General features: G+C 67.4%; 22 protein-coding genes and 1 tRNA gene. 18 read left to right on the top strand and 5 right to left on the bottom strand.

Going from position 1 to position 21,135, the window contains the following annotated elements; genetic code table 11:
• Window positions 1-82: 82 nt before the first annotated feature.
• Both NDR87_RS05395 and NDR87_RS05390 read left to right on the top strand, forming a co-directional pair.
• Window positions 83-1,729, top strand: a complete 1,647-nt coding sequence (locus tag NDR87_RS05395; protein WP_251909904.1) for an acyl-CoA synthetase — start codon at window positions 83-85, stop codon at window positions 1,727-1,729.
• Between the two features lie 99 nt (window positions 1,730-1,828).
• On the top strand, window positions 1,829-2,812 hold the full coding sequence (locus NDR87_RS05390; RefSeq protein WP_251909905.1) for a sigma-70 family RNA polymerase sigma factor: 984 nt from the start codon (window positions 1,829-1,831) through the stop codon (window positions 2,810-2,812).
• Here the strand turns inward: NDR87_RS05390 and NDR87_RS05385 are convergent.
• Window positions 2,809-3,228, bottom strand: coding sequence for a VOC family protein (locus tag NDR87_RS05385; protein ID WP_251909906.1), 420 nt, complete (start codon window positions 3,226-3,228; stop codon window positions 2,809-2,811). The genes NDR87_RS05390 and NDR87_RS05385 overlap by 4 nt on opposite strands.
• 118 nt (window positions 3,229-3,346) lie before the next feature.
• Here NDR87_RS05385 and NDR87_RS05380 point away from each other — a divergent pair, with 118 nt between their 5' ends.
• Window positions 3,347-3,865, top strand: coding sequence for an AAA family ATPase (locus NDR87_RS05380; RefSeq protein WP_251909907.1), 519 nt, complete (start codon window positions 3,347-3,349; stop codon window positions 3,863-3,865).
• A 5-nt stretch (window positions 3,866-3,870) separates the two neighbouring features.
• On the opposite strand, the gene NDR87_RS05375 is transcribed toward NDR87_RS05380, so the two are convergent.
• Together NDR87_RS05375 and NDR87_RS05370 are read right to left on the bottom strand one after the other, a co-directional pair.
• The gene (locus tag NDR87_RS05375; RefSeq protein ID WP_251909908.1) at window positions 3,871-4,974 is read right to left on the bottom strand and encodes an acyl-CoA dehydrogenase family protein; all 1,104 of its coding nucleotides are present in this window, start codon (window positions 4,972-4,974) and stop codon (window positions 3,871-3,873) included.
• Between the two features lie 20 nt (window positions 4,975-4,994).
• On the bottom strand, window positions 4,995-6,188 hold the full coding sequence (locus NDR87_RS05370) for an acyl-CoA dehydrogenase family protein (RefSeq protein ID WP_251909909.1): 1,194 nt from the start codon (window positions 6,186-6,188) through the stop codon (window positions 4,995-4,997).
• A gap of 171 nt (window positions 6,189-6,359) precedes the next feature.
• Between NDR87_RS05370 and NDR87_RS05365 the strand changes: the two genes are divergently transcribed.
• From NDR87_RS05365 to NDR87_RS05310, 12 genes are all read left to right on the top strand, one after another.
• Window positions 6,360-6,548, top strand: coding sequence for a ferredoxin (locus NDR87_RS05365; RefSeq protein WP_251909910.1), 189 nt, complete (start codon window positions 6,360-6,362; stop codon window positions 6,546-6,548).
• Between the two features lie 43 nt (window positions 6,549-6,591).
• Window positions 6,592-7,497, top strand: a complete 906-nt coding sequence (locus NDR87_RS05360) for a 3-oxoacyl-ACP reductase (RefSeq protein ID WP_251909911.1) — start codon at window positions 6,592-6,594, stop codon at window positions 7,495-7,497.
• Between the two features lie 278 nt (window positions 7,498-7,775).
• Window positions 7,776-8,540, top strand: a complete 765-nt coding sequence (locus tag NDR87_RS05355) for an ABC transporter permease (RefSeq protein WP_251909912.1) — start codon at window positions 7,776-7,778, stop codon at window positions 8,538-8,540.
• Between the two features lie 4 nt (window positions 8,541-8,544).
• Window positions 8,545-9,396 (top strand): ABC transporter permease, encoded by an 852-nt coding sequence (locus tag NDR87_RS05350; RefSeq protein ID WP_251909913.1) that lies wholly within the window; start codon window positions 8,545-8,547, stop codon window positions 9,394-9,396.
• Between the two features lie 5 nt (window positions 9,397-9,401).
• A complete protein-coding gene (locus NDR87_RS05345) occupies window positions 9,402-10,619 on the top strand; it encodes an MCE family protein (RefSeq protein ID WP_251909914.1) in 1,218 nt (405 codons plus the stop codon).
• A complete protein-coding gene (locus tag NDR87_RS05340) occupies window positions 10,616-11,647 on the top strand; it encodes an MCE family protein (RefSeq protein ID WP_251909915.1) in 1,032 nt (343 codons plus the stop codon). Before NDR87_RS05345 ends, NDR87_RS05340 begins: the two co-directional genes overlap by 4 nt.
• The gene (locus NDR87_RS05335) at window positions 11,644-12,705 is read left to right on the top strand and encodes an MCE family protein (protein ID WP_251909916.1); all 1,062 of its coding nucleotides are present in this window, start codon (window positions 11,644-11,646) and stop codon (window positions 12,703-12,705) included. Before NDR87_RS05340 ends, NDR87_RS05335 begins: the two co-directional genes overlap by 4 nt.
• Window positions 12,702-13,958 (top strand): MCE family protein, encoded by a 1,257-nt coding sequence (locus NDR87_RS05330; protein WP_251909917.1) that lies wholly within the window; start codon window positions 12,702-12,704, stop codon window positions 13,956-13,958. Before NDR87_RS05335 ends, NDR87_RS05330 begins: the two co-directional genes overlap by 4 nt.
• Complete coding sequence (locus tag NDR87_RS05325; RefSeq protein WP_251909918.1) at window positions 13,955-15,193, top strand: MCE family protein; 1,239 nt, start codon at window positions 13,955-13,957, stop codon at window positions 15,191-15,193. The genes NDR87_RS05330 and NDR87_RS05325 overlap by 4 nt, the downstream gene beginning before the upstream one ends.
• Complete coding sequence (locus NDR87_RS05320; protein WP_251909919.1) at window positions 15,190-16,605, top strand: MCE family protein; 1,416 nt, start codon at window positions 15,190-15,192, stop codon at window positions 16,603-16,605. Before NDR87_RS05325 ends, NDR87_RS05320 begins: the two co-directional genes overlap by 4 nt.
• On the top strand, window positions 16,602-17,309 hold the full coding sequence (locus NDR87_RS05315) for a hypothetical protein (protein ID WP_251909920.1): 708 nt from the start codon (window positions 16,602-16,604) through the stop codon (window positions 17,307-17,309). The genes NDR87_RS05320 and NDR87_RS05315 overlap by 4 nt, the downstream gene beginning before the upstream one ends.
• Window positions 17,306-17,803 (top strand): h domain protein, encoded by a 498-nt coding sequence (locus NDR87_RS05310; RefSeq protein WP_251909921.1) that lies wholly within the window; start codon window positions 17,306-17,308, stop codon window positions 17,801-17,803. Before NDR87_RS05315 ends, NDR87_RS05310 begins: the two co-directional genes overlap by 4 nt.
• Here the strand turns inward: NDR87_RS05310 and NDR87_RS05305 are convergent, their stop codons facing one another.
• The gene (locus NDR87_RS05305; RefSeq protein WP_251910210.1) at window positions 17,804-19,303 is read right to left on the bottom strand and encodes a trehalose-6-phosphate synthase; all 1,500 of its coding nucleotides are present in this window, start codon (window positions 19,301-19,303) and stop codon (window positions 17,804-17,806) included.
• Window positions 19,304-19,398: 95 nt separating this feature from the next.
• A complete protein-coding gene (locus NDR87_RS05300; protein WP_251910232.1) occupies window positions 19,399-19,569 on the bottom strand; it encodes a hypothetical protein in 171 nt (56 codons plus the stop codon).
• Between the two features lie 192 nt (window positions 19,570-19,761).
• Here NDR87_RS05300 and NDR87_RS05295 point away from each other — a divergent pair, with 192 nt between their 5' ends.
• The 3 genes from NDR87_RS05295 (at window position 19,762) to NDR87_RS05285 (ending at window position 21,121) form a co-directional block, all read left to right on the top strand.
• The gene (locus NDR87_RS05295) at window positions 19,762-20,601 is read left to right on the top strand and encodes an alpha/beta fold hydrolase (protein WP_251909922.1); all 840 of its coding nucleotides are present in this window, start codon (window positions 19,762-19,764) and stop codon (window positions 20,599-20,601) included.
• A gap of 97 nt (window positions 20,602-20,698) precedes the next feature.
• Window positions 20,699-20,941, top strand: coding sequence for an MbtH family protein (locus tag NDR87_RS05290; RefSeq protein ID WP_019931522.1), 243 nt, complete (start codon window positions 20,699-20,701; stop codon window positions 20,939-20,941).
• A 108-nt stretch (window positions 20,942-21,049) separates the two neighbouring features.
• Window positions 21,050-21,121: transfer RNA gene (locus NDR87_RS05285), tRNA-Thr, on the top strand.
• The last annotated feature ends 14 nt before the right edge of the window (window positions 21,122-21,135 follow it).

Raw genomic sequence — 21,135 nt, 5'->3', positions numbered from 1 at the left:
ACGGTTATGTTCGTCTGATGGGATTCGTAAACGGTGTAAATTGAGGCTTGTCAGCCACAAGAACGCGTTCTATTTTTGACCTGTGAGCTACAACATAGCCGATCTCGTCGAACACACCGTCGACCTCATGTCGGACCGTGTCGCGCTGGCCGACGACACCCGCTCGGTCACCTATGCGCAATTGGAGGACCGGGCCAACCGACTCGCGCACTACCTGCAGGAACATGGTGTGCGACCGGGTGACAAGGTCGGCCTGTACGCGCGCAACACCATCCCGGCCGTCGAGGCCATGGTGGCGATCTTCAAAGCGCGTGCCGTGATGGTGAACGTGAACTACCGATACGTCGAGAACGAGTTGCAATATATCTTCGACAATTCGGATATGGTCGCGCTCATTCACGAGCGCCGGTACAGCGACCGGGTCGCTGGCGTGCGCCCGAACACGCCGAAGCTGCGGACGGTCGTCGTAATCGACGACGGTACCGAAGATCGATTCCCGACGGCGGCGGATTCGGTGGAATACGAAGCGGCGCTGGCCGCCTCGCCGGGGGGCCGCGACTTCGGTGAACGCTCGCCCGACGACATCCTCATGATCTACACCGGCGGCACCACCGGCCTGCCCAAGGGCGTGATGTGGCGGCAGGAGGACTGGTGGCGGGTCCTCGGCGGCGGCATCAACTTCTACACCGGCGAATTCGTTCAGGACGAGTGGGAGCAGGCCAAGAAGGGCGCGGGCGGTCCGCAGATGGTCCGCTATCCGATTCCGCCGATGATCCACGGCGGCGCGCTCACCGCGACCTTCCACAGCCTGTTCGACGGCGGCAAGGCGATCATGCTGCCGGAGTTCGACGCGCACGGCGTCTGGCAGGCCATCGAACGGCACGGCGTGAACCTGATCTTCATCACCGGCGACGCCATGGCCCGGCCGATGCTGGACGCGCTCAAGGCAGGGAATCCGGAAACCGGTGCGCCGTACCAGATTTCGACGCTGTGGGCGCTGGCGTCGAGTGCGGCGCTGTTCTCGCCCGCGCTCAAGGACGAATTCATCGAATTGCTGCCCAATACGGTGATCACCGACTCCATCGGCGCCACCGAGACCGGATTCGGCGGGCTGTCGATCGCGACCAAGGGGCAGACCCACACCGGCGGCCCGCGGGTGAAGATCGATGCCTCCACCGATGTGCTGGACGAGAACGGCAATCCGGTCGTCCCCGGCTCCGGTCAGGTCGGCTTCCTCGCCCGCAAGGGCAACATCCCGCTCGGCTACTACAACGACCCGGTGAAGACGGCGGCGACCTTCAAGGAGTTCAACGGAATTCGCTACTCCATTCCGGGCGACTACGCGCGTGTGGAGGAAGACGGCACCGTCACCATGCTCGGACGCGGTTCGGTGAGCATCAACAGCGGCGGCGAGAAGATCTATCCGGAGGAGGTCGAGGGCGCGCTCAAGGCGCATCCGGATGTCTTCGACGCCTTGGTGATCGGCGTTCCGGACGAGCGCTGGGGCCAGCGCGTGGCCGCCGTGGTGCAGTGTCGCGGTGACAGGCGGCCCACCCTCGAGGATCTGCGGCCGGTGCTGACCAAGGAGATCTCCTCCTACAAGATGCCCCGCAGCCTCTGGTACGCCGACGAGATCAAGCGCTCCCCGGCGGGCAAGCCCGACTACAAGTGGGCCCGCGCGCACGCCGAGTCCCGCCCGGCCGACCACGACGCGCCCGCCGCCAAATGATCCGTCGTTGCCCTGTCGAATGTTCCACCTGGTAGGAACCGGTGCGGCCCAGCGATTTCGGGCTGTTTCTTGTCGGTGGCCTGTGCCATTGTGTCTGGCATGAGCAAGTCGGCCGGTGCCGTGGACGAGGTGTTGCGGCAGTTCGAGGGATATCGGCGGGAGCTGTGCGCTTACGCCTACCGGATGTTGGGGTCCTCGTTCGAGGCCGAGGACGCCGTACAGGAGACGTTCACCCGGGCGTGGAAGGCTTACGACTCGTTCGAGGGCCGGGCCAGCGTGCGCTCCTGGTTGTACAAGATCGCCACCAATGTGTGCCTGGACATGCTGGACGGGCCGCAGCGGCGGGCCCGGCCGATGGACCTGCACGGGCCGTCCAGCCCGGATACCCCGCTGCCCCCGCCGCAGCCGGACTACGTCTGGATCGAGCCGATCCCGAACGGGCTGGCCTTCGGCGCGGATCCGGCCGAGCACACCTCCACCAAGGATTCGCTGCGGCTGGCGTTCGTGGCCGCGGTGCAGCATCTGCCCGCCACCCAGCGCGCGATCCTGATCATGCGCGAGGTGCTGCGCTTCTCGGCCAACGAGACCGCCGAGGCGCTGATGATGTCACCGGCCTCGGTCAACAGCGCACTGCAGCGGGCCCGGGCCACCATGTCGAAGGTGCGGCCCAGCGAGTCGGGCTCCTACGACGAGAACGACGCGCGGCAGCGCGAACTCGTCGACGGCTTCGTCCGGGCCTTCGAGGCCTACGATATGGACGCCCTCACCGCCCTGCTGAAACAGGATGTGGCGCTGTCCATGCCGCCGATCGAGCTGTGGATCTCCGGTCCGGACAATGTCGCCGCGTTCATGCTGTCGGAGGGCCCGTCGGCCTGCCGCGGTTCGCGCCTGATCCCGCTGGAGGGCGCGAACGGGCTGCCCGCCTTCGGCCAGTACAAGCCGTCGGACGTGCCGGGGGTGTACACACCGTGGTCGATCACCGTGCTGGAATTCGCCGGTGACAAGATCAGCGGCCTGAACTTCTTCCTCGATACCGAGCGGCTGTTCCCGCTGTTCGGACTGCCGCCGGAACTGCGGGCCTAACGCTGGCCCGCATAGTCCATCCAGAACGGCTCCCAATGGTGTCCATCCGGATCGCGGAAGGCGCGCCCGTGCATGCCGACCGCGGCCTCCTGAGCCCGTTTGTCCTCGTTGACGAGTTCGGTGCCGCCCGCCCGCACGGCCGCGGCGGTGAGCGCGTCGACCTCCTGAGCACTGCCCAGGGCGAGGGCATAGATCGAGCCGGTGGCCTTTCCGCTGTCCGCGATCGGGCGTTCGGTGAAGGTCGAGAAGAACGGCTTCACCAGCAGCATCAGGCAGATGTTGTCGTCCACCACGACGCACGCGGCGTTCTCGTCGGTGAACGCGGGATTGACCTTCCAGCCCAGCGCCTCGTAGAAGGTCTTGGATCGATCCAGATCGTCGACGGGAAGGTTCACGAAGATCATCTTGCTGGCCATGTTCGGTCCTCTCGACTGCGCAGTCGTCACGTGTACTCAGATACCGACGAAACGGGCCCGTGAAACTCATCGAATATTCGGATGCGACCTCGTCACCTGCTTGGATACCCTCCGAACGGTGTACTTGATCACCGGAATCCAGGCGGCCGGAAAGTCGACGGTGGCCCAGGCGCTCGCGCGACGGCTGCCGCGGTCGGCGCATGTGCGCGGCGATATGTTCCGCCGCTTCATCACCGGCGGATCCGCGCAGATGTCCCCCGAGCCGAGTCCGGAGGCGTTGGCGCAGTTGCGGCTTCGGCATCGGCTGGCGGCGCGCACCGCCGACGACTACGAGGAGGCGGGCTTCACCGCGGTCCTGCAGGACACTTTTCTCGGTGAGTTCCTGCCGTACACGATCGAGCAGATCCGCACGAATCCGCTCTATGTCGTGGTGCTCGCGCCCCGTCCGGACGCGGTCGCCCGGCGCGAGGCGGGCCGGGCCAAGGACGCCTATCTGCCCGGCTCGTTCACCGTCGCCGATCTCGACGCCGTGCTGCGCACCGAGACGCCGCGCATCGGGTTGTGGCTCGACTCCTCGGATCTCACCGTCGAGCAGACCGTGGACGAGATCCTCGCCCGCGCCACCCCCGTGCGCTGACCGCGCTAGTGCGGCTGCGCCAGCAGCGCACCCAGGGCACGCAGGTGGTCGGTCGCGCCGCCGAGGGCGAATTCGTGGTGCTTGGCCGCGGTGAAGTAGTTGTGCACGATGTGATCGCGGTCGATGCCCACGCCGCCGTGCACGTGCACGACCGTATGGGCGAGGTGATGGCCCGCCTCGGCGGCCCAGAACTTGGCCGTGTGGATCTCCTGGGCGGCGGGCAGGCCCTCGGCCAGGCGCCAGGCGGCCTGGGTGACGGCCAGGCGCAGACCCTGCAGCGCGATGTAGCCGTCGGCCAGGCGCTGGGCGACGGCCTGGAAGCCGCCGATCTTGCGGCCGAATTGCTCCCGCTCGCGGCCGTATTCGGCGACCAGGTCCAGGGCGCGCTCGAGGGTGCCGAGCTGCTGGGCGGCCAGGCCGAGCCAGCCGCGTTCGAGCAGCCAGGCCAGGATCTCACCGCCGGATGCGGCGGTGCCCACCAATTCGGCCGGGGTGCGGTCGAATTCGACCTCGGCCTCGGGTGCGCGGTCCACCACCTGCTGTTCCGACACCCGCGCACTCGGATCGGACGGGTCGACCAGGAATATCGCGGGTGATCCGGAGACCGTGGCGGGCACCAGGATTCGATCCGCCTGGGCGGCGAACGGGACGATCGTCTTGGCCCCGGTCAGCCGCCAGCCGCCGGCGTCGGTGGCGGTCGTCACCGGATGGGCGGGATCCCAGTTGCGCTCCTCCGCCAGCGCCACGGTCAGGATGGCCTCGCCCGCGGCGGCTTTCGCGGCCAGCTCACGGTGCGCCGCGGAACCGAACCGCGCCAGCGCGCCCGCGCCCAGCACGATCGACCACAGATACGGCACCGCCGCGACGGCCCTGCCCAGTTCGCGCAGCACCGCGGTCTGCTCCAGCGCGCCGAGATCGCTGCCGCCGACCGACTCCGGCAGCGTCGCCGCCAGCACGCCGGTCTCGGCCAGCGAGCGCCACAGCGGCTCGTCGAAGCGGACCTCCGCCCGGTCCAGTTCGCGCAGGCGATCGGCGGTGACCAGCTTCTCGCACACCTCGCCGGTCAGGCGGGCCAGGTCCTGCTGGGCTTCGGTGGGGGTGAAATCCATGACGGTGATCAGCTTTCGGGTCAGCGCGCGGCGGCGGGTTGCTTCAGGGCGGTCATGGCGATGATGTCGCGCTGCACCTCGTTGGTGCCGCCGCCGAAGGTAAGGATCAGGCAGGCGCGATGCATGCGCTCGAGCCGCCCGCGCAGCGCGGCGCCCGGCGAATCCTGGCGCAGATAGGCCTGCGGGCCCAGCACCTCCATGAGCGATCGGTATGCCTCGGTGGCCAGTTCGGTGCCCAGCACCTTGCAGGTGGAGGCGTCCCACGGGCGTGGCGCGGCATCCCCACCGGCGTCCGCGCGCGCGGCGATCTCCCAGTTGAGCAGCTTCAGATATTCGACCTTGGCGTGTACGCGGGCCAGGTTGATCCGCACCCATTCGCTGTCGATCACCCGGGAGCCGTTGGAGTCCTTGTTGTTTCGCGCCCAGTCCAACGTCTGGGCCAGCGCCAGCTGCAGCGGCGCGGCCGAGGTGAGTGCCACCCGCTCGTGATTGAGCTGGTTGGTGACCAGCGCCCAGCCACCGTTCTCCGGCCCGACCAGGGCCGTGGCGGGCACCCGCACGTCCTGGTAGTAGGTCGCGCTGGTGTCCGGTCCGGCCATGGTGCGCACCGGGGTCCAGGAGAAGCCCGCGGCCGTGGTCGGCACGATGAACATGCTGATGCCCTTGTGCTTGCGGGCATTCGGATCGGTGCGCGCGGCCAGCCAGACGTAGTCGGCGTACTGGATGAGGCTGGTCCACATCTTCTGCCCATTGATGATCCAGTCGTCGCCGTCGCGCACCGCGGTGGTGCGCAGCGAGGCCAGATCGGTGCCCGCGCCGGGTTCGGAATAGCCGATGGCGAAGTGCAGCTCCCCGGCGGCGATCCTGGGCAGGAAGAACTTCTTCTGCTCCTCGGTGCCGTAGTGCATGATCGTCGGCGCCACCGAGTTGATCGTCAGAAACGGCACGGGCGCACCGGCGATCGCGGCCTCGTCGGTGAAGATCAGCTGATCCAGCATCGGCCGGTTCTGCCCGCCGTATTCGGTGGGCCAGCCCAGCGCCAGCCAGCCGTCGCGGCCCATTTCGCGCACGATGTCGCGGTAGACGGTGCCGTGGCCGTATTCACCGGTCTGCGCGCTGAGCGCCGCCCGCCGCTCCGGGGTGATGAGTTCGGCGAAGTACTCGCGCAGCTCGGCCCGCAGCTGTTCCTGTTGCGGGGTGTAGGCAATCCGCATGGGGCGCACCTCACGATGTCGATAGCCAGCCGGTATGGGCTGGAGGGTTGACTCGATCATTGCATACCGAGTGAAACATGTTCCAGTATGGGCGGCGGATCGGGTCGTTTCGGCCGCGGCGACCGGTACTGGGTTGTTAGTCTCGCGATACCTGCGGCAAAGGAGTCATCGATGAAGCTCAGTGTGGATTTCGACCAGTGCGAGGCCAATGGGGTCTGCGTCGGAATCGCCCCGGACGTCTTCGAACTCGACGACGAGGACCAATTGCACCTGTCGGTGTCCGAGGTGCCCGCGGACCGGCTCGACGATGTGCGCACGGCGGTCGCCCAATGCCCCAAGGCCGCGCTCAGACTGGAATGAGTCGCCCTTGCCAGTGAACTGAAACACGTTCTAGAGTCACGGCGTGGGAGACAATGAACTGAGTCTGTCCGGTCGGGTGGCGATCGTGACCGGAGCCGGTGCCGGGCTGGGGCGGGCCGAGGCGCTCGCGCTGGCCCGCGCCGGAGCCGCGGTGGTGATCAATGATCTGGCCGAGAGCGAGGCGGTCGCCGCGACGCTGGCCGACCTGCGGGCGCTCGGTGCGAAGGCGGAATTCGTCGGCGGCAGCGTGGCCGAGCGGGCCACGGCCGATGCGCTGATCCGAACGGCCGACGAGGCGTTCGGCGGCGTCGACATCGTCGTCAACAACGCCGGAATCGTCCGGGACCGGATGCTTTTCAACATGTCCGACGAGGACTGGGACGCGGTGATCGCGGTCCATCTGCGCGGGCACTTCCTGCTCTCCCGCAATGCGGGCGCGTACTGGCGGGCCAAATCCAAGGACACCGGTGCTCCGGTGTACGGACGGCTGATCAACACCTCCTCCGAGGCGGGTCTGCTCGGCCCGGAGGGGCAGCCGAACTATGCGGCGGCCAAGGCGGGCATCACCGCACTGACCCTGTCGGCATCGCGGGCGCTGGCCCGATACGGCGTGTGCGCCAACGCGATCTGCCCCCGCGCGCGCACGGCCATGACCGAGCGAGTGTTCTCCGACGCCCCCGCCGACGGTGTGGATCCGCTGTCGCCCGATCATGTGGCGCGGCTGGTCGCCTATCTGGCCGCCCCGGCCGCCGCGGCGATCTCGGGGCAGGTGTTCGTCGTCTACGGGCCGATGGTCGCGCTCATGGCCGCCCCCGAGGTGGAGCGGCGCTTCGACGCCGACGGCGCGGAATGGGCCCCGGCCGAGTTGGCCGACACGCTCGTAAACTATTTCGCGCAGCGCCGAACCGGGCGTACGTTTTCCGCGACAGCGCTACACGATCTCGGCTGACTCGCGGCAGGTGTCCACTGACCGCGACAATCTGTTGATCGGTGGTCCGGCAGTTGGTAGACATGGGGGTCGGCTGTGCTTTGCCTCACAAAGGCGATTCATATCCGCTATGAACACGTTCTATCTTGCGGGATAGTTCTGCAAGAAAATTGCAGTTCAAATATGGTCAATCTGTGAACCTGGGTACCAGGAACGTGTTCTAATCTTCGAGACGGGTGGGGCGACGGGGGCTCGCCGTCGCAGGCTGTACCGTTGGGCAGGGCAAGGAGGAATCGCGGATGAACGAGGTTCTTGCCGTGCCGCTGCGGGCGGTCGGCGGGTTCTTCGAACTCACCGCCGCCGTGGCCCGAGCCGTGGTGCGGCCCCCGTTTCAACGACGCGAATTCGTCGACCAGTCCTGGTTCGTCGCCCGCGTGTCGATCATTCCCACCCTGCTGGTAGCCATTCCGTTCACCGTGTTGGTGAGCTTCACGCTCAATATCCTGCTGCGCGAGATCGGTGCGGCCGATCTGTCCGGCGCGGGTGCGGCATTCGGCGCGGTGACTCAGGTCGGCCCGATCGTGACGGTGCTGATCGTGGCCGGTGCCGGGGCCACCGCCATCTGCGCGGATCTGGGCGCGCGGACGATTCGCGAGGAGATCGACGCGATGCGGGTGCTCGGCATCGATCCGGTGCACCGGCTGGTGGTGCCGCGGGTGCTGGCGTCAATGTTCGTCGCCGCGCTGCTCAACGGCCTGGTCTGCACGATCGGCATCGTCGGCGGCTTCCTGTTCTCGGTATTCCTGCAGGGTGTCAATCCCGGTTCGTTCGTCAACGGCATCACGCTGCTGACCCATCTGCCGGAATTGGTCATCTCCGAGGTCAAGGCCACGCTGTTCGGCCTGGTCGCCGGGCTGATGGCCTGCTACCTGGGCCTGAATGTCCGCGGTGGGCCCAAGAGCGTCGGCGACGCGGTCAATCAGACGGTGGTGTTCTCCTTCATGGCCCTGTTCGTGGTCAATGTCGTGGTCACCGCCGTTGGGATCAAGTTCACGGCGCGGTGACGGTATGGCGTTCGTGATCGAATCCCGGTTCCCGCGTACTGTTCGACGCGTGCGCCGGATGTCCGACTCGCTCGACAATGTCGGAAGACATGCTCTTTTCTACGCACAGTCGCTGGCGGCCGTGCCGCGCGCGCTCACCCATTACCGCACCGAGACGATCCGGCTGATCGCCGAGATAAGCATGGGCACCGGCGCGTTGGCGGTGATCGGTGGCACGGTGGTGATCGTGGGATTCCTGACCCTGTTCGCGGGCGGCACCATCGCCGTGCAGGGTTACAGCTCGCTGGGCAATATCGGCGTCGAGGCGCTGACCGGATTCTTCGCCGCCTTCATCAATGTCCGCATCGCGGCGCCGGTCATCTCCGGCATCGGCCTGGCCGCCACCATCGGGGCGGGTTCGACCGCACAGCTGGGCGCGATGCGGGTGGCCGAGGAGATCGACGCGCTGGAGTCGATGGCGATCCGGCCGGTGCCGTTCCTGGTCGGCACCCGGGTGCTGGCCGGGATGATCGCGATCGTGCCGCTGTACGCGCTGGCGGTGATCGCCTCGTTCGTGGCCAGCCGGTTCGCGACCGTGGTGATCTACGGCCAGTCCGCGGGCGTCTACGACCACTACTTCTCGACGTTCCTGATCCCCAGCGACATTCTCTGGTCCTTCGTCCAGGCGATCTTCATGGCCCTGGCGGTCATGCTGATCCACACCTACTACGGCTACCACGCCACCGGCGGACCCGTCGGCGTCGGCGTGGCGGTGGGCAATGCGGTGCGCGCCTCACTGGTCGCGGTCGTGACCGTGACCCTGCTGGTCTCGCTGGCCATCTACGGCACCTCCGGCAATTTCCATCTCTCGGGGTAGGCGATATGGCGGCGAACAAGCTGGTCGAAAGGGACGGCGCCGGAAGAATCCTCGGCGCGGGATGGGGTGTCAAACTGGCCGGGCTGGCCCTGGTGGCCAGCCTGACGGCCGTGGTGGCCGTGGCCCTGACCATGTTCGCCGGGGGTTTCACCTCGACCGAGACGATCTACGTCGACGCCCAGCGCGCGGGCCTGGTGCTCGATCCCGACGCCAAGGTGAAGCTGCGCGGGGTGGAAATCGGTCGGGTGAAGTCCATTTCGTACACCGGCGACAACGCCCAACTGACATTGGCGATCGACCCCGAGCAGCTGCGGCTGCTGCCCGCCAACGTCGGCGTGGACATCCGCTCCACCACGGTCTTCGGCGCCAAATATGTGAATTTCGTTGTCCCGCAGCGGCCGTCGTCGAAATCCCTGACCCCCGGCGTGACCGTGAACGCGAAATCGGTCACGGTGGAGTTCAATACGCTGTTCCAACACCTGTCCGAGGTGCTGGCCAAGATCGCGCCGGAGAAGTTGAATGCGACGCTGACGGCATTGGGCACCGCGCTGCAGGGTCGCGGAGACAAGTTCGGCCAACTGCTCGCGGATTCGGATCGGTATCTGCGCGACATCAATCCGAGCCTGCCGGATCTGCGGCGGGATCTGCGCGCGTCGGTGGGGGTGACGAATCTGTACGCCGATACCGTCCCGGATCTGTTGCGCACCACCGACAATCTGACGGTCACCGGTGCGACGATCGTGCGGAAGGAACAGAGCTTCGACGCGATGCTGGTCAATCTGATCGGGCTGGCGGATACGACGGGACCGATCCTGAACGAGAACGAGCAGCCGCTGGTAACCGCGCTGGATCTGTTGCGCCCGACGACCGCCCTGCTCGACGAATACAATCCGGCGCTGTTCTGCCTGATATCCGGGGTCGTGAACGCGCTGCCGATGGGTAATGCGGTATTCGGCGGCCAAGGGCCGTGGGTGAATCTGAACGCGAGCTTCATGCCCGGCGGCACCCCGTACCAGTACCCCAAGGATCTGCCCAAGGTGAATGCCACCGGCGGCCCGCGCTGCGAGGGCGTCCTGGACCGGGTGCCGGGCAGCCACTCCAACTATCTGGTCACCGACACCTCCGAGGGCGAGGTGTGGACGCCATCGCTCACCACACATCCCAACGGCCCCAACGTGTTCCAGGTGCTGTTCGCGGGACTGCCGGGGGTGGGTAATCCATGAGGTTCAAACCACATGCCAGCACCGTGAAGCTGACGATCTTCACCCTGGTGATGGTGCTGGTGCTCGCCGGACTGGGGGTCATCTTCAGCCAGATGCGCTTCGCGCGGGAGACCGGGTATCACGCGATCTTCACCAGTTCCTCGGGCATGCTGCCCGGTTCGAAGGTGCGCATCGCCGGGGTGCCGGTCGGTTCGGTCAAGCGGGTCTACGTCGGCAAGGACCATCTGGCCCACGTCGATTTCGAGGTCGATCACACATACCGGCTCTACACCAGCACCCATGCCGCCATCCGCTACGAGAATCTCGTCGGCGACCGGTATCTGGAACTGCTGGAGGGACCGGGCACCGCCCAGGCGCTGACCAAGGGCGGCACGATCGGGGTGGATCGGACCAAGCCCGCCCTGGACCTCGACCTGCTGCTCGGCGGCTTCAAACCGCTGCTGCGCGGGCTGAATCCGGCCCAGGTCAACGATCTGACCAGTGCGCTGCTGCAGGTGTTCCAGGGGCAGGGCGGGACGCTGGTGGCGCTGCTGAACAGCTCCGGATCGTTCACCAAGACCCTGGCCGATCGAGATGCCCTGATCGGCAGCGTGATCGAGAATCTGCGCACGGTGCTGACGACCCTCGATCAGCGCGGTGGTGAATTCGACACCACACTGACCGAATTACAGCGGTTGGTGAGCGGGCTGGCGGCCGACCGCGATCCGATCGGTGCGGCGCTGCCCCGGCTGGCGGGCGCGACCGGCGATCTGACCGATCTGCTGCGGCAGGCACGCCCGGACCTGAAGCAGAGCTTCGATCAATTGGGTCGGGTATCGGCGAATCTCGACGACGGCCGCGATCAGGTGCAGTGGGTGTTGGACCGGCTGCCGGACACCTACAAGAAGTTGGTGCACATCGGCTCCTACGGATCGTTTCTGAACATGTACGTCTGCGGGACGAACCTGCTCGTCGACGGTCCCGACGGGAAGCCGATGCACGTCAACCTACCCGGCCTGCAGACCACGGGAAGGTGCGGCGACCAGTGAACGAGCGCTCTTCCGTGATCGATGTCGGCATCGTCGGCGTGGTGCTCGCCGTGGCGATCTCGCTGTCGGCCCTGCAGTTCGACCGCCTTCCGTTCATCCGCGGCGGTGCGGAATTCACCGCCTATTTCGCCGATGCGGGCGGGCTGGTGCCCGGCGATCCGGTGCAGGTGGCGGGGGTGCGCTCCGGCCGGGTCGACGAGGTCGGTCTGGAGGGCGCGAAGGTGCGCGTTCGCTTCAGTGTCGACGAATCGATCGTGCTGGGACAGAAGACGACCGCGGCCATCAAGACCAATACCGTGCTCGGTCGCAAATCGCTCGAGGTGGTGCCCACCGGGCCCGGTGCGATGCGCGGCGGTGCGTCGATTCCGTTGGACCGCACCACCTCCCCGTACTCGCTCAACGACGCCCTCGGTGATCTCACCAAGACCGTGCAGGGCCTGGATCTGGACCAGGTCGACAAGACCCTGGACACCCTCTCGGGCGCGTTCGCCGATACGCCCGCGCCGCTGCGGGCCGCCCTCGACGGCGTCACCCAGCTCTCGCGCAGCCTCAACGCCCGCGACAAGGCGCTCACCGATCTGCTCGCGCGCGCCCAGGGCGTGACGAAGGTGCTGGCCGACCGGTCCAATCAGATCGATGCGCTGCTGGTCGACGGCAACAATCTGCTCGGCGAGCTCAATGCCCGCCGCACCGCGCTGAGTCAGCTGATCGTCTTCGTCAACGGGTTGGCCCAGCAGCTGACCGGCTTCGTCAACGACAACGAGGCGCAGCTGAAACCGACGCTGGATCGGCTCAATTCGGTGCTGGGGCTGCTGCAGAAGAATCGGAAGAACCTGAGCAGGGCCCTCGATGCCCTCGGCCCGTACGCGGCGGCGCTGGGCGAACAGGTCGGCAGCGGCCCCTATTTCCAGGCGTACGTGTCCAACGCCTCGAGCCTGAGCCTGCGCCCGCTGGTCGATGCGCTGGTGTGGCCGCAGCGGGTGCCGCAATCGCTGCAGGAGTACCTCGGCTCGCCGCCGCTGTCGGTCGGCCCATCGATTCAGGAGCCGCCGAAATGAACGCACTGCGCAGGATCGGCGGGGTGCCGCGCTGGGCCAAGCTGGTGGTCGTGGCGCTGGTCGTCGCCCTGGGCGGCTGGATCTGCTACAGCGCCGTGGTGAATATCGGAAAGACGCAAATCACCGCGTATTTCCCGTCGACAACCGGGCTGTACGCCGGGGACGACGTGCGGGTGCTGGGCGTGAAGGTGGGCCGGATCGATTCGATCGAGCCGGGTAAGGATCGGGTCCAGGTCACCATGACCGTGGACCGCGGCATCGATATCCCTGCCGAGGTGCGGGCGGTGACGATTTCGCCGTCGCTGGTCTCGGCGCGCTTCGTGCAGCTGGCGCCCGCCTATACCGGCGGCCCGAAACTGCACGACGGCGGGGAGATTCCGATCGAGCGCACCGCGGTGCCGGTGGAATGGGACGACATCAAGGCCGAGTTGACCAAGCTGTCGCAGGCCCTGGGGCCGGTGGGCGAGGACGAACAGGGCTCGTTCGGCCGCTTCGTCGACACCGCCTCGGCGAATCTGGGCAACGGCAACGCCCAGGCGCTGCGCGACACCCTGCGCGAGTTGTCGAGCACGCTGAACACGCTGTCCGACGGCCGCACCGATCTGTTCGGAACCATCCGCAATCTGCAGCAGTTCGTCGACGTCCTGTCCAAGAGCAACGATCAGATCGTGCAATTCGGCGGGCGGCTGGCATCGGTGTCGTCGGTGCTGGCGGGGGTGTCGGAGGATCTCGGTGCGGGACTGGACAATCTGGATACCGCCATCGCCGATGTGAAGCGCTTCCTCGACGAGCGCGGGGGACAGCTCACCGAGAGCGTGCGGCGGCTGGCCGATGCCACCCAGATCCTGGCCGACAAGCGGCCCGAGCTCGAGCGCGTCCTGCACTCCGGTCCCACGGGCCTGGCGAACTTCTATCAGATCTACAAGCCCGCCCAGGGCACCCTGACCGGTTCGGTCGTACTGACCAACTTCGCCAATCCGTTCGCATTCCTGTGCGGGGCCATCGAGGGCCTCGAGGCCAATCAGTCCGACCGAACCGGAGCGCTGTGCCGTCAGTACGTCGCGCCGGTCATACAGTCGCTGATGATGAATTATCCGCCGCTGCTGGCCAATCCGGCGACGGGGCAGGGCGCGTTCCCGAATCAGCTCACCTTCAGCACGCCGGAACTGGCCGATCGATTGGCTGCGCAGGGCTCCGCGCCGACGGCCGTGCCGAACGGTATCGCCGGGCTCGCCGTCCCGGGAGGTCGATGATGGGGCGCGCACGGATCGCCGGTGCCGCACTCGCACTGACGCTGCTGCTCGGCGTCACCGGATGCGAATGGGATGGCCTGAACACCCTGCCCATGCCGGGTGCGGCGGGCACGGGGGAGGGGTCGTGGCGGGTGCGCATTCAGATGCCGAATGTCACCACGCTGACCCGTAATTCACCGGTCAAGGTCGATGACGTGACGGTGGGGACGGTGTCGAATATCGAGGTCGAGGACTGGCACGCGCTGGTGACGGTCAGCCTCGACAAGGGGGTGCGGCTGCCCGCCAACGCGGAGGCCCGGGTGGGGCAGACCAGCCTGCTGGGCAGCAATCACGTCGAGCTGCTCGCCCCGAGGGGCGTCGAGCCCGAGGGGCAGTTGCGCGACGGCGACCTCATACCGCTGGCCCGGGCGGCGGACTATCCAACCACCGAACAGGTGCTCTCCTCGCTGTCGGTGGTGCTCAACGGCGGCGGCATCGCCCAGCTGGAGACCATCACCCGCGAGCTGAACGCCACCTTCACCGGCCGCACCGACGCGATTCGCGACCTGTTGCCGCAGCTGACCCAGCTGACCACGACGCTGGATCAGCAGACCGCCGACATCATCGACGCGATGAACGGCCTGGACCGGTTCGCCGGGCGGCTCGCGCAGCAGCAGGACCAACTGGCCGACGCGGTGCAGAAGATCCATCCGGCGCTGACCGTGCTGGCCGACCGCCGCGCGAACATCACCAGAACGATTACGGCCCTGGGTGATCTGAGCGATGTGGTGCAGCGCATCATCGCCCAGGGCGGCGAGGATCTGAAGGCGAATCTGGCGCAGCTGCATCCGGCGCTGAAGGCGCTGGGCGACACCGGTTCCCGCCTGGCGGAGTCGCTGCAAATCCTGCTCACCTTCCCGTTCCCGATGAAGAACATCGATCGGGCGCTCAAGGGCGACTATCTGAATCTGCTCATGACCGTCGACATCACCGGGGCGCGACTGGATTCCAACTTCCTCACCGGTACCCCGCTGGGCGGCCGCTTCGGCGGCGTCGAGGGCGCGCTCGGCACGATCGCCGGAACCGCGATGGGCAACGGCAATCCGGCCACCGATCCGCTGCGGCCGCCGCCCCCGCCGGAGCCGCAGCCGCCCACGCCGACCCCGAGCATTCCCGGGCTGCCGCCGATTCCAGGTCTGCCCGCCATTCCGGGCCTGACGGTTCCGATTGCGCCGCAAGGGGGTCCGGGCCGATGAAGCTCACTCGATTCGTCCGCGCCCAGCTGGTGATCTTCGCCCTGCTGACCGTGGTGGGCCTGGTGGTCATGGCCGGAAGCTATGTGCAGCTGCCCGCCATGTTCGGGATCGGACGCTACGAGGTCACCGTCCGACTCGCGGCCACCGGCGGGCTGTATCCCACCGCCAACGTCGCCTATCGAGGCACCAATGTCGGCAAGGTCTCCGAACTCCGGCTGACCCCCGACGGGGTGGACGCGAAGCTGCGCATCGACAGCGATTACAAGATTCCCGGCGATGTCACGGCCGCGGTCAAGAGCGTGTCCGCGGTGGGCGAGCAGTATGTGGACCTGGTGCCGGTGGACAACCCGCGCGGCGGCAATCTCCGTGACGGATCGGTGATTCCGGTCGAGCGGACCACCCTGCCGCAGGATGTGGGGGCCATGCTGGATCAGGCGGATCGGTTGCTGTCGACCGTCGCCGACACCGAGCTGCGGCAGCTCATCGACGACGCGTTCGTCGCGTTCAACGGCGCCGGACCCGATCTGCAGCGATTCATCGACTCGGCGTCGCTGCTGGTTCAGGAGGCACGCGCCAACACCGACCAGACGAAGGACCTGCTCGCGAAGATCGGGCCGCTGCTCGACACCCAGAACCAGTCCGATGCCGCCATCCGGTCCTGGACCCGCGATCTGGCCACGGTGACCGATCAACTGCGCCAACACGATCCGTCGCTGGGGCAATTGATCGAGCGCACCCCCTCGGCGGCGCAGAAGGTCAGCTCGACCTTTCAGGACATGCGGCCGACGCTGCCGCTGCTGCTGTCGAATCTGATCAATGTCGGGCAGGTCGGCGTCACCTATCACGCGGGCCTGGAACAGATCCTGGTGATCTACCCGCAGATGATCGCGGCCCTGCTGACCGTCGTGCGCGGTCCGGCCGAATACGGGGCGATGGTGGATTTCATGCTCGGGCTCAACGATCCGCCCGGCTGCACCACCGGATTCGTGCCGCCCGAGCAGCGGCGGTCGCCGATCGAGAAGGACTTCCCGGATCTGCCGGGGGATATGTACTGCAAGGTGGCGCAGAACGCCAAGGAGGCCGTGCGCGGTATTCGCAACACGCCATGTCAGGACGTGCCGGGTAAGCGGGCCCCCACGCCCGAGTTGTGCCACGATCCCAGGGGTTATGTGCCCGCCGGGGACAATCCGCCGTTCGGCCCGCCGCGGCCGGTGACGCCGTCGGGTGCGCCCGTCGCTCCGGACGCGCCCGCGAGTACCCAGCCCGCCGCGGTGCTGCGGAACTACGACCTGAACAATCACACCTTCGTCGGTCCGGACGGGCGGACCTATCGACAGGGTGACGTCGGTCCGGGCGGCTCCGGCACGGTACCGTCCAGTTGGCAGGCGATGCTGGAGGAGCAACAGCGATGACGCAGAGCAGTGCAACCGAGCGCAGCCGCCGACGCGTGGTCCGGGCGGCCGGGCCGCCCGCGGGCGAGCCACCCGCGGTCGAGACCATCACGGTGCGCAAGGCCGCGCCCGTCGAGCCCGCGCCGTCGTCGTCGGCCACCGAAATCGACGAGGTCGCCTCGCCCGCAACCGAACCCGGTACCACCGAACCCGCCGAGCGGCCGCGCTCGCGCGCTCGGCTGGGCTGGCTCGAGTGGACCGCGATGGCGGCCGCGATCGTCGCCCTGGCGGGGGTGCTGGTCGGCGGGGGACTGTTCCTGCACCATCGCCAGACGCTGGACGCCCGTGCCGAGCGCGAGGCCGCCTTCGTGCAGACCGCCAAGCAGGCGATTCTGAATCTGACCACCATCACCGGCGATACGGCCCAGCAGGACATCGACCGGGTGCTCGCGGTGGCCTCCGGCGAGCTGAAGGCCGAGTACTCCCAGCGCAAGGACGCCTACGCACAGGTCGTCCAGCAGGCGAAGGTGAAGGCCAGCGGCGAGATCGTCGAGACCGCGATCGAGAGCGAGGACGACACCTCCGCGCGAATCCTGGTCGCCGCCAAGCAGACCCTGACCAATGCCGGTTCCGCCGATCCGCAGCAGCGGTTCTACCGGTTCCGGGTGACCGTCACCCGCGACGGGTCGACGACCACCGCCGCACAGGTGGAGTTCGTGGCATGAACGGCAACGACAAGATGCGCCTGATCCTGATTCGCGTGATCGCCGTCGGGCTGATCGCGCTCTCGCTCGGATCGGCCTGGTACCTGTACCACTCCTACCGCGCGGACACCCAGGCGGAGCAGGCGCGCACCGACTCCGTCGCCGCGGCCCGGCGCACGGTCGAGGGCATGTTCACCTACGACTTCCACAGCGTCGACACCGAACTGCCCAAGATCGCGAACAATCTCGCCCCCGGCTTCCGTGACGACTATCTGAAGCTGATCAACCAGGCCATCGTCCCCGGGGCGAAGGAGAAGCAGCTGACGGTGCAGGCGACCGCCCAGGCTGCCGGAATAGTTTCCGCCCAGCGGTCGCACGCGGTCGTGCTGGTTTATCTGAATCAGGTCACCACCAGCAAGGACTCCCCGCAGGGCACGGTCACCCCGAGCCGGGTGCGGGTCTCCCTGGACAGGCGGGACGGGCAGTGGCTGGTGGCGCAGGTGACGCCGATCTGATCAGCGCGCCCCGGGATCCACATCGTCGTCGGTGAGCAGCGCGCTGCCCGCGACCCGGTCCTGGGCCAGCGCGTCGAGAAACGCCCGGGCCCAACGGTCCACGTCGTGGGTGAGGACCTGGCGGCGCAGCGCGCGCATACGACGACGGCGGGTGTCCGGATCGTCGGAGAGGGCGTGCGTGATGGCGTCCTTGACGCTGTCGAGGTCGTGCGGATTGCACAGGTAGGCCTGGCGTAATTCGGCCGCGGCGCCGGTGAATTCGCTCAGGACCAAGGCGCCGTTGAGGCCGCTGTGACAGGCCACGTACTCCTTGGCGACCAGGTTCATCCCGTCGCGCAGCGGGGTGACGAGCATGGCGTCGGCGGCGACGAAGAAGGCGATCAGTTCGTCGCGGGGGATCGGGCGGTGCAGATAGTGCACGACCGGGAAGCCGACGCGGGCGAATTCGCCGTTGATGCGGCCGACCTGGCGCTCGATATCGCTGCGCATCTGGATATAGCTCTCGACGCGCTCGCGGCTGGGGGTGGCCAGCTGCACCATGACCGTCTCGGCGGGATCGATGCGCTTCTCCTGCAGCAACTCCTCGAGTGCGGCCAGGCGGATATCGATGCCCTTGGTGTAGTCCAGGCGATCGACGCCGAGCAGGATGTTCTTGGGATTGCCCAGCTCCGAACGGATTTGGGCGGCGCGCTCGCGCACCGAGCGGCGGCGCGAGAGCTCGTCGAGTTCGGCCGAGGCGATGGAGATCGGGAACGCGCCCACCCGGACGGTGCGGAAACCCACCTGCACCACACCGAGTTTGGAGCGGATACCCACGTTGCCGCGCGAGGTCGGCTGTCCGGCAAGCCTTCTGGCCAGGTAGAGGAAGTTCTGCGCGCCGCCGGGCAGATGGAAGCCGATCAGGTCGGCGCCCAGCAGGCCCTCCACGATCTCGGTCCGCCACGGCAGCTGCATGAACAGCTCCACCGGCGGGAACGGGATGTGCAGGAAGAAGCCGATGGTCAGATCCGGCCGCAGCATGCGCAGCATCTTGGGCACCAGCTGCAGCTGATAGTCCTGCACCCAGACCGTCGCGCCCTCGGCGGCGACCTTCGCGGTGTGCTCGGCGAAGCGGCGGTTGACATTGACGTAGGCGGCCCACCACTCGCGGTGGTATTCGGGCCGCACGATCACATCGTGATACAGCGGCCACAGCGTGCCGTTGGAGAAGCCCTCGTAGTAATCGGCGACCTCCTGGGCCGACAGCGGCACCGGATGCAGCTCGAGGCCGTCCTCGTTGATCGGATCGAGGTCGACGTCGGGCACGCCCGCCCAGCCGACCCAGGCGCCGTTGTTGTTGCGCAGCACCGACTCCAGCGCCGTCACCAGCCCGCCGGGGCTGCGCTTCCAGCGCGTGGAGCCGTCGGGTAGTCGCTCGAGGTCGACCGGTAGCCGGTTCGCGACCACCACGAACCCGGAGCCCGCGCCCTCGCCCTGATATCCCTTCGGCTCCGCGTCCATATCGGGTACAGCGTGCTCGGCTCTGTCGGTGTGGGTTTCGGTCACTGGATCCTCCGGTCGCTCGGCCCGCTGCGGTTGTCGGTGACGGCGACCCGCTAGTCGCTGCGGCTGTTCGGCCCGATACCGAGCATCGACAGCAGCATGCGGCACTCGTCGGCGTCGGAGGCGTAGGCGGCCACCACGCGCTGGGCCTGCCGGGCGGTCTCGTCGGCCAGCGGTTCCAGGTCGTCGTCCGCGATGTCGTTGGCGCCCTTCGCGGCCATCATCGTGTCCTCTCGGCTCGGGTGTTTTGTCACGCTTTACGCGAAGTCAATGGTATCGGGCGGCGGAACCGGAGCCGTCGCCTCGGTGTCGACCGCGCCCTAACCGCAATACCCGTTCGACACCGGGGAAACGTCCGAGCCCGGGAAAGCTATACCGTGGGGGGAGTCTAATGTCGCGGGAAAGGGATCAGCATTATGCCGTTGGCCACGGTGAACGGAATCGCGCTGAACTATCAGGTGAAGGGTGACAAGGCCAAGGGCACCGACACCAAGGGCGCCGCGCCACTGGTCGTGTTGATCATGGGCACCGGCAGCCCGGGGCGGGTGTGGGACCTGCATCAGGTGCCCGCGCTGCTGGCGGCGGGATACCGGGTCTGCACCTTCGACAATCGCGGCATCGCGCCCTCCTACGAGGCCGCGACCGGCATCCACATCGAGGATATGGTCCGCGACACCGCGGCGCTGATCGAATTCCTCGACGAGGGTCCGGCGCTGGTGGCGGGCACCTCGATGGGTGCGCGGGTGGCGCAGGAACTCGCGCTGGCCCGGCCGGACCTGGTGCGCAAGGCCGTGTTCATGGCCGGGCACGGGCGGCTCGATCTGTTCCAGAAGACGCTCTCGCAGGGCGAGCACGAGCTCGATGCGAGCGGGCTGAAGCTGCCGCCGAAGTACGAGGCGGCGATCAACGCGGTGCTGAACCTATCCCCGGCGACGCTCGCCGATCCGCATGCCGCGCGCGACTGGCTGGATCTGTTCGAATTCACCGGCGGCCCGGTCACTCCCGGCATCCGCGCGCAGCGGCGGATGGACCACGACTTCGACCGCTTACAGGCCTACCGCGGCATCAAGGTGCCCTGCCTGGCGATCGGGTTCGCCGACGACCGGATGATCCCGCCGTATCTGGCCCGCGAGGTGGCCGAGGCCATTCCGGACGCCCGCTACCAGGAGATCCCCGACGCCGGGCACTACGGCTATCTGGAACGGCCCGAGGCCGTCAACAAGATCCTGCTCGATTTCTTCGCGGGGCCGAGGTAACTCCCCTCCCGTAACGTCGGCCTTGCTAGGGTCGACACAACGCTGACGGGCTCGCCCCAGTGTTTCCGTACCAAGCGCCAGTATCCAGTGAGGTGAAATGAGCACCAACCCCTTCGACGACGAGGACGGCCGCTTCTTCGTTCTGGTCAACGACGAGGAGCAGCACTCCCTGTGGCCGGCTTTCGCCGAGGTCCCCGCCGGTTGGCGGGTGGTGTTCGGCGAGGACAGCCGCGCCGCCTGTGTCGAGTACGTGGAGAAGAACTGGACCGACATGCGGCCCAAGAGCCTGCGTGACGCGATGGCCGCCGACGACGCGGCCCGTCAGGCCGCGCAGTCCTGACCCCGCGGTAGTACCGATACTGCGCGAGCACGGGCGAGCAACGGCTGTGCGGGCGAGCTGCGGCTTTCCCCACGGCCGATGCCCCCGGCTATGATTGGCGCGGTTTTCGCCTCCTTAGCTCAGTGGTAGAGCACCGCTCTTGTAAAGCGAAGGTCGTCAGTTCGATCCTGACAGGGGGCTCCGCGATTGGTCCT

The sequence above is a fragment of the Nocardia sp. CDC159 genome (genome assembly GCF_023740735.1).
GTDB classification, from domain to species: Bacteria; Actinomycetota; Actinomycetes; order Mycobacteriales; family Mycobacteriaceae; genus Nocardia; species Nocardia pulmonis.
Note: the sequence above shows the minus strand (reverse complement) of the source record. Positions and strands in the feature narration are given on the sequence as shown.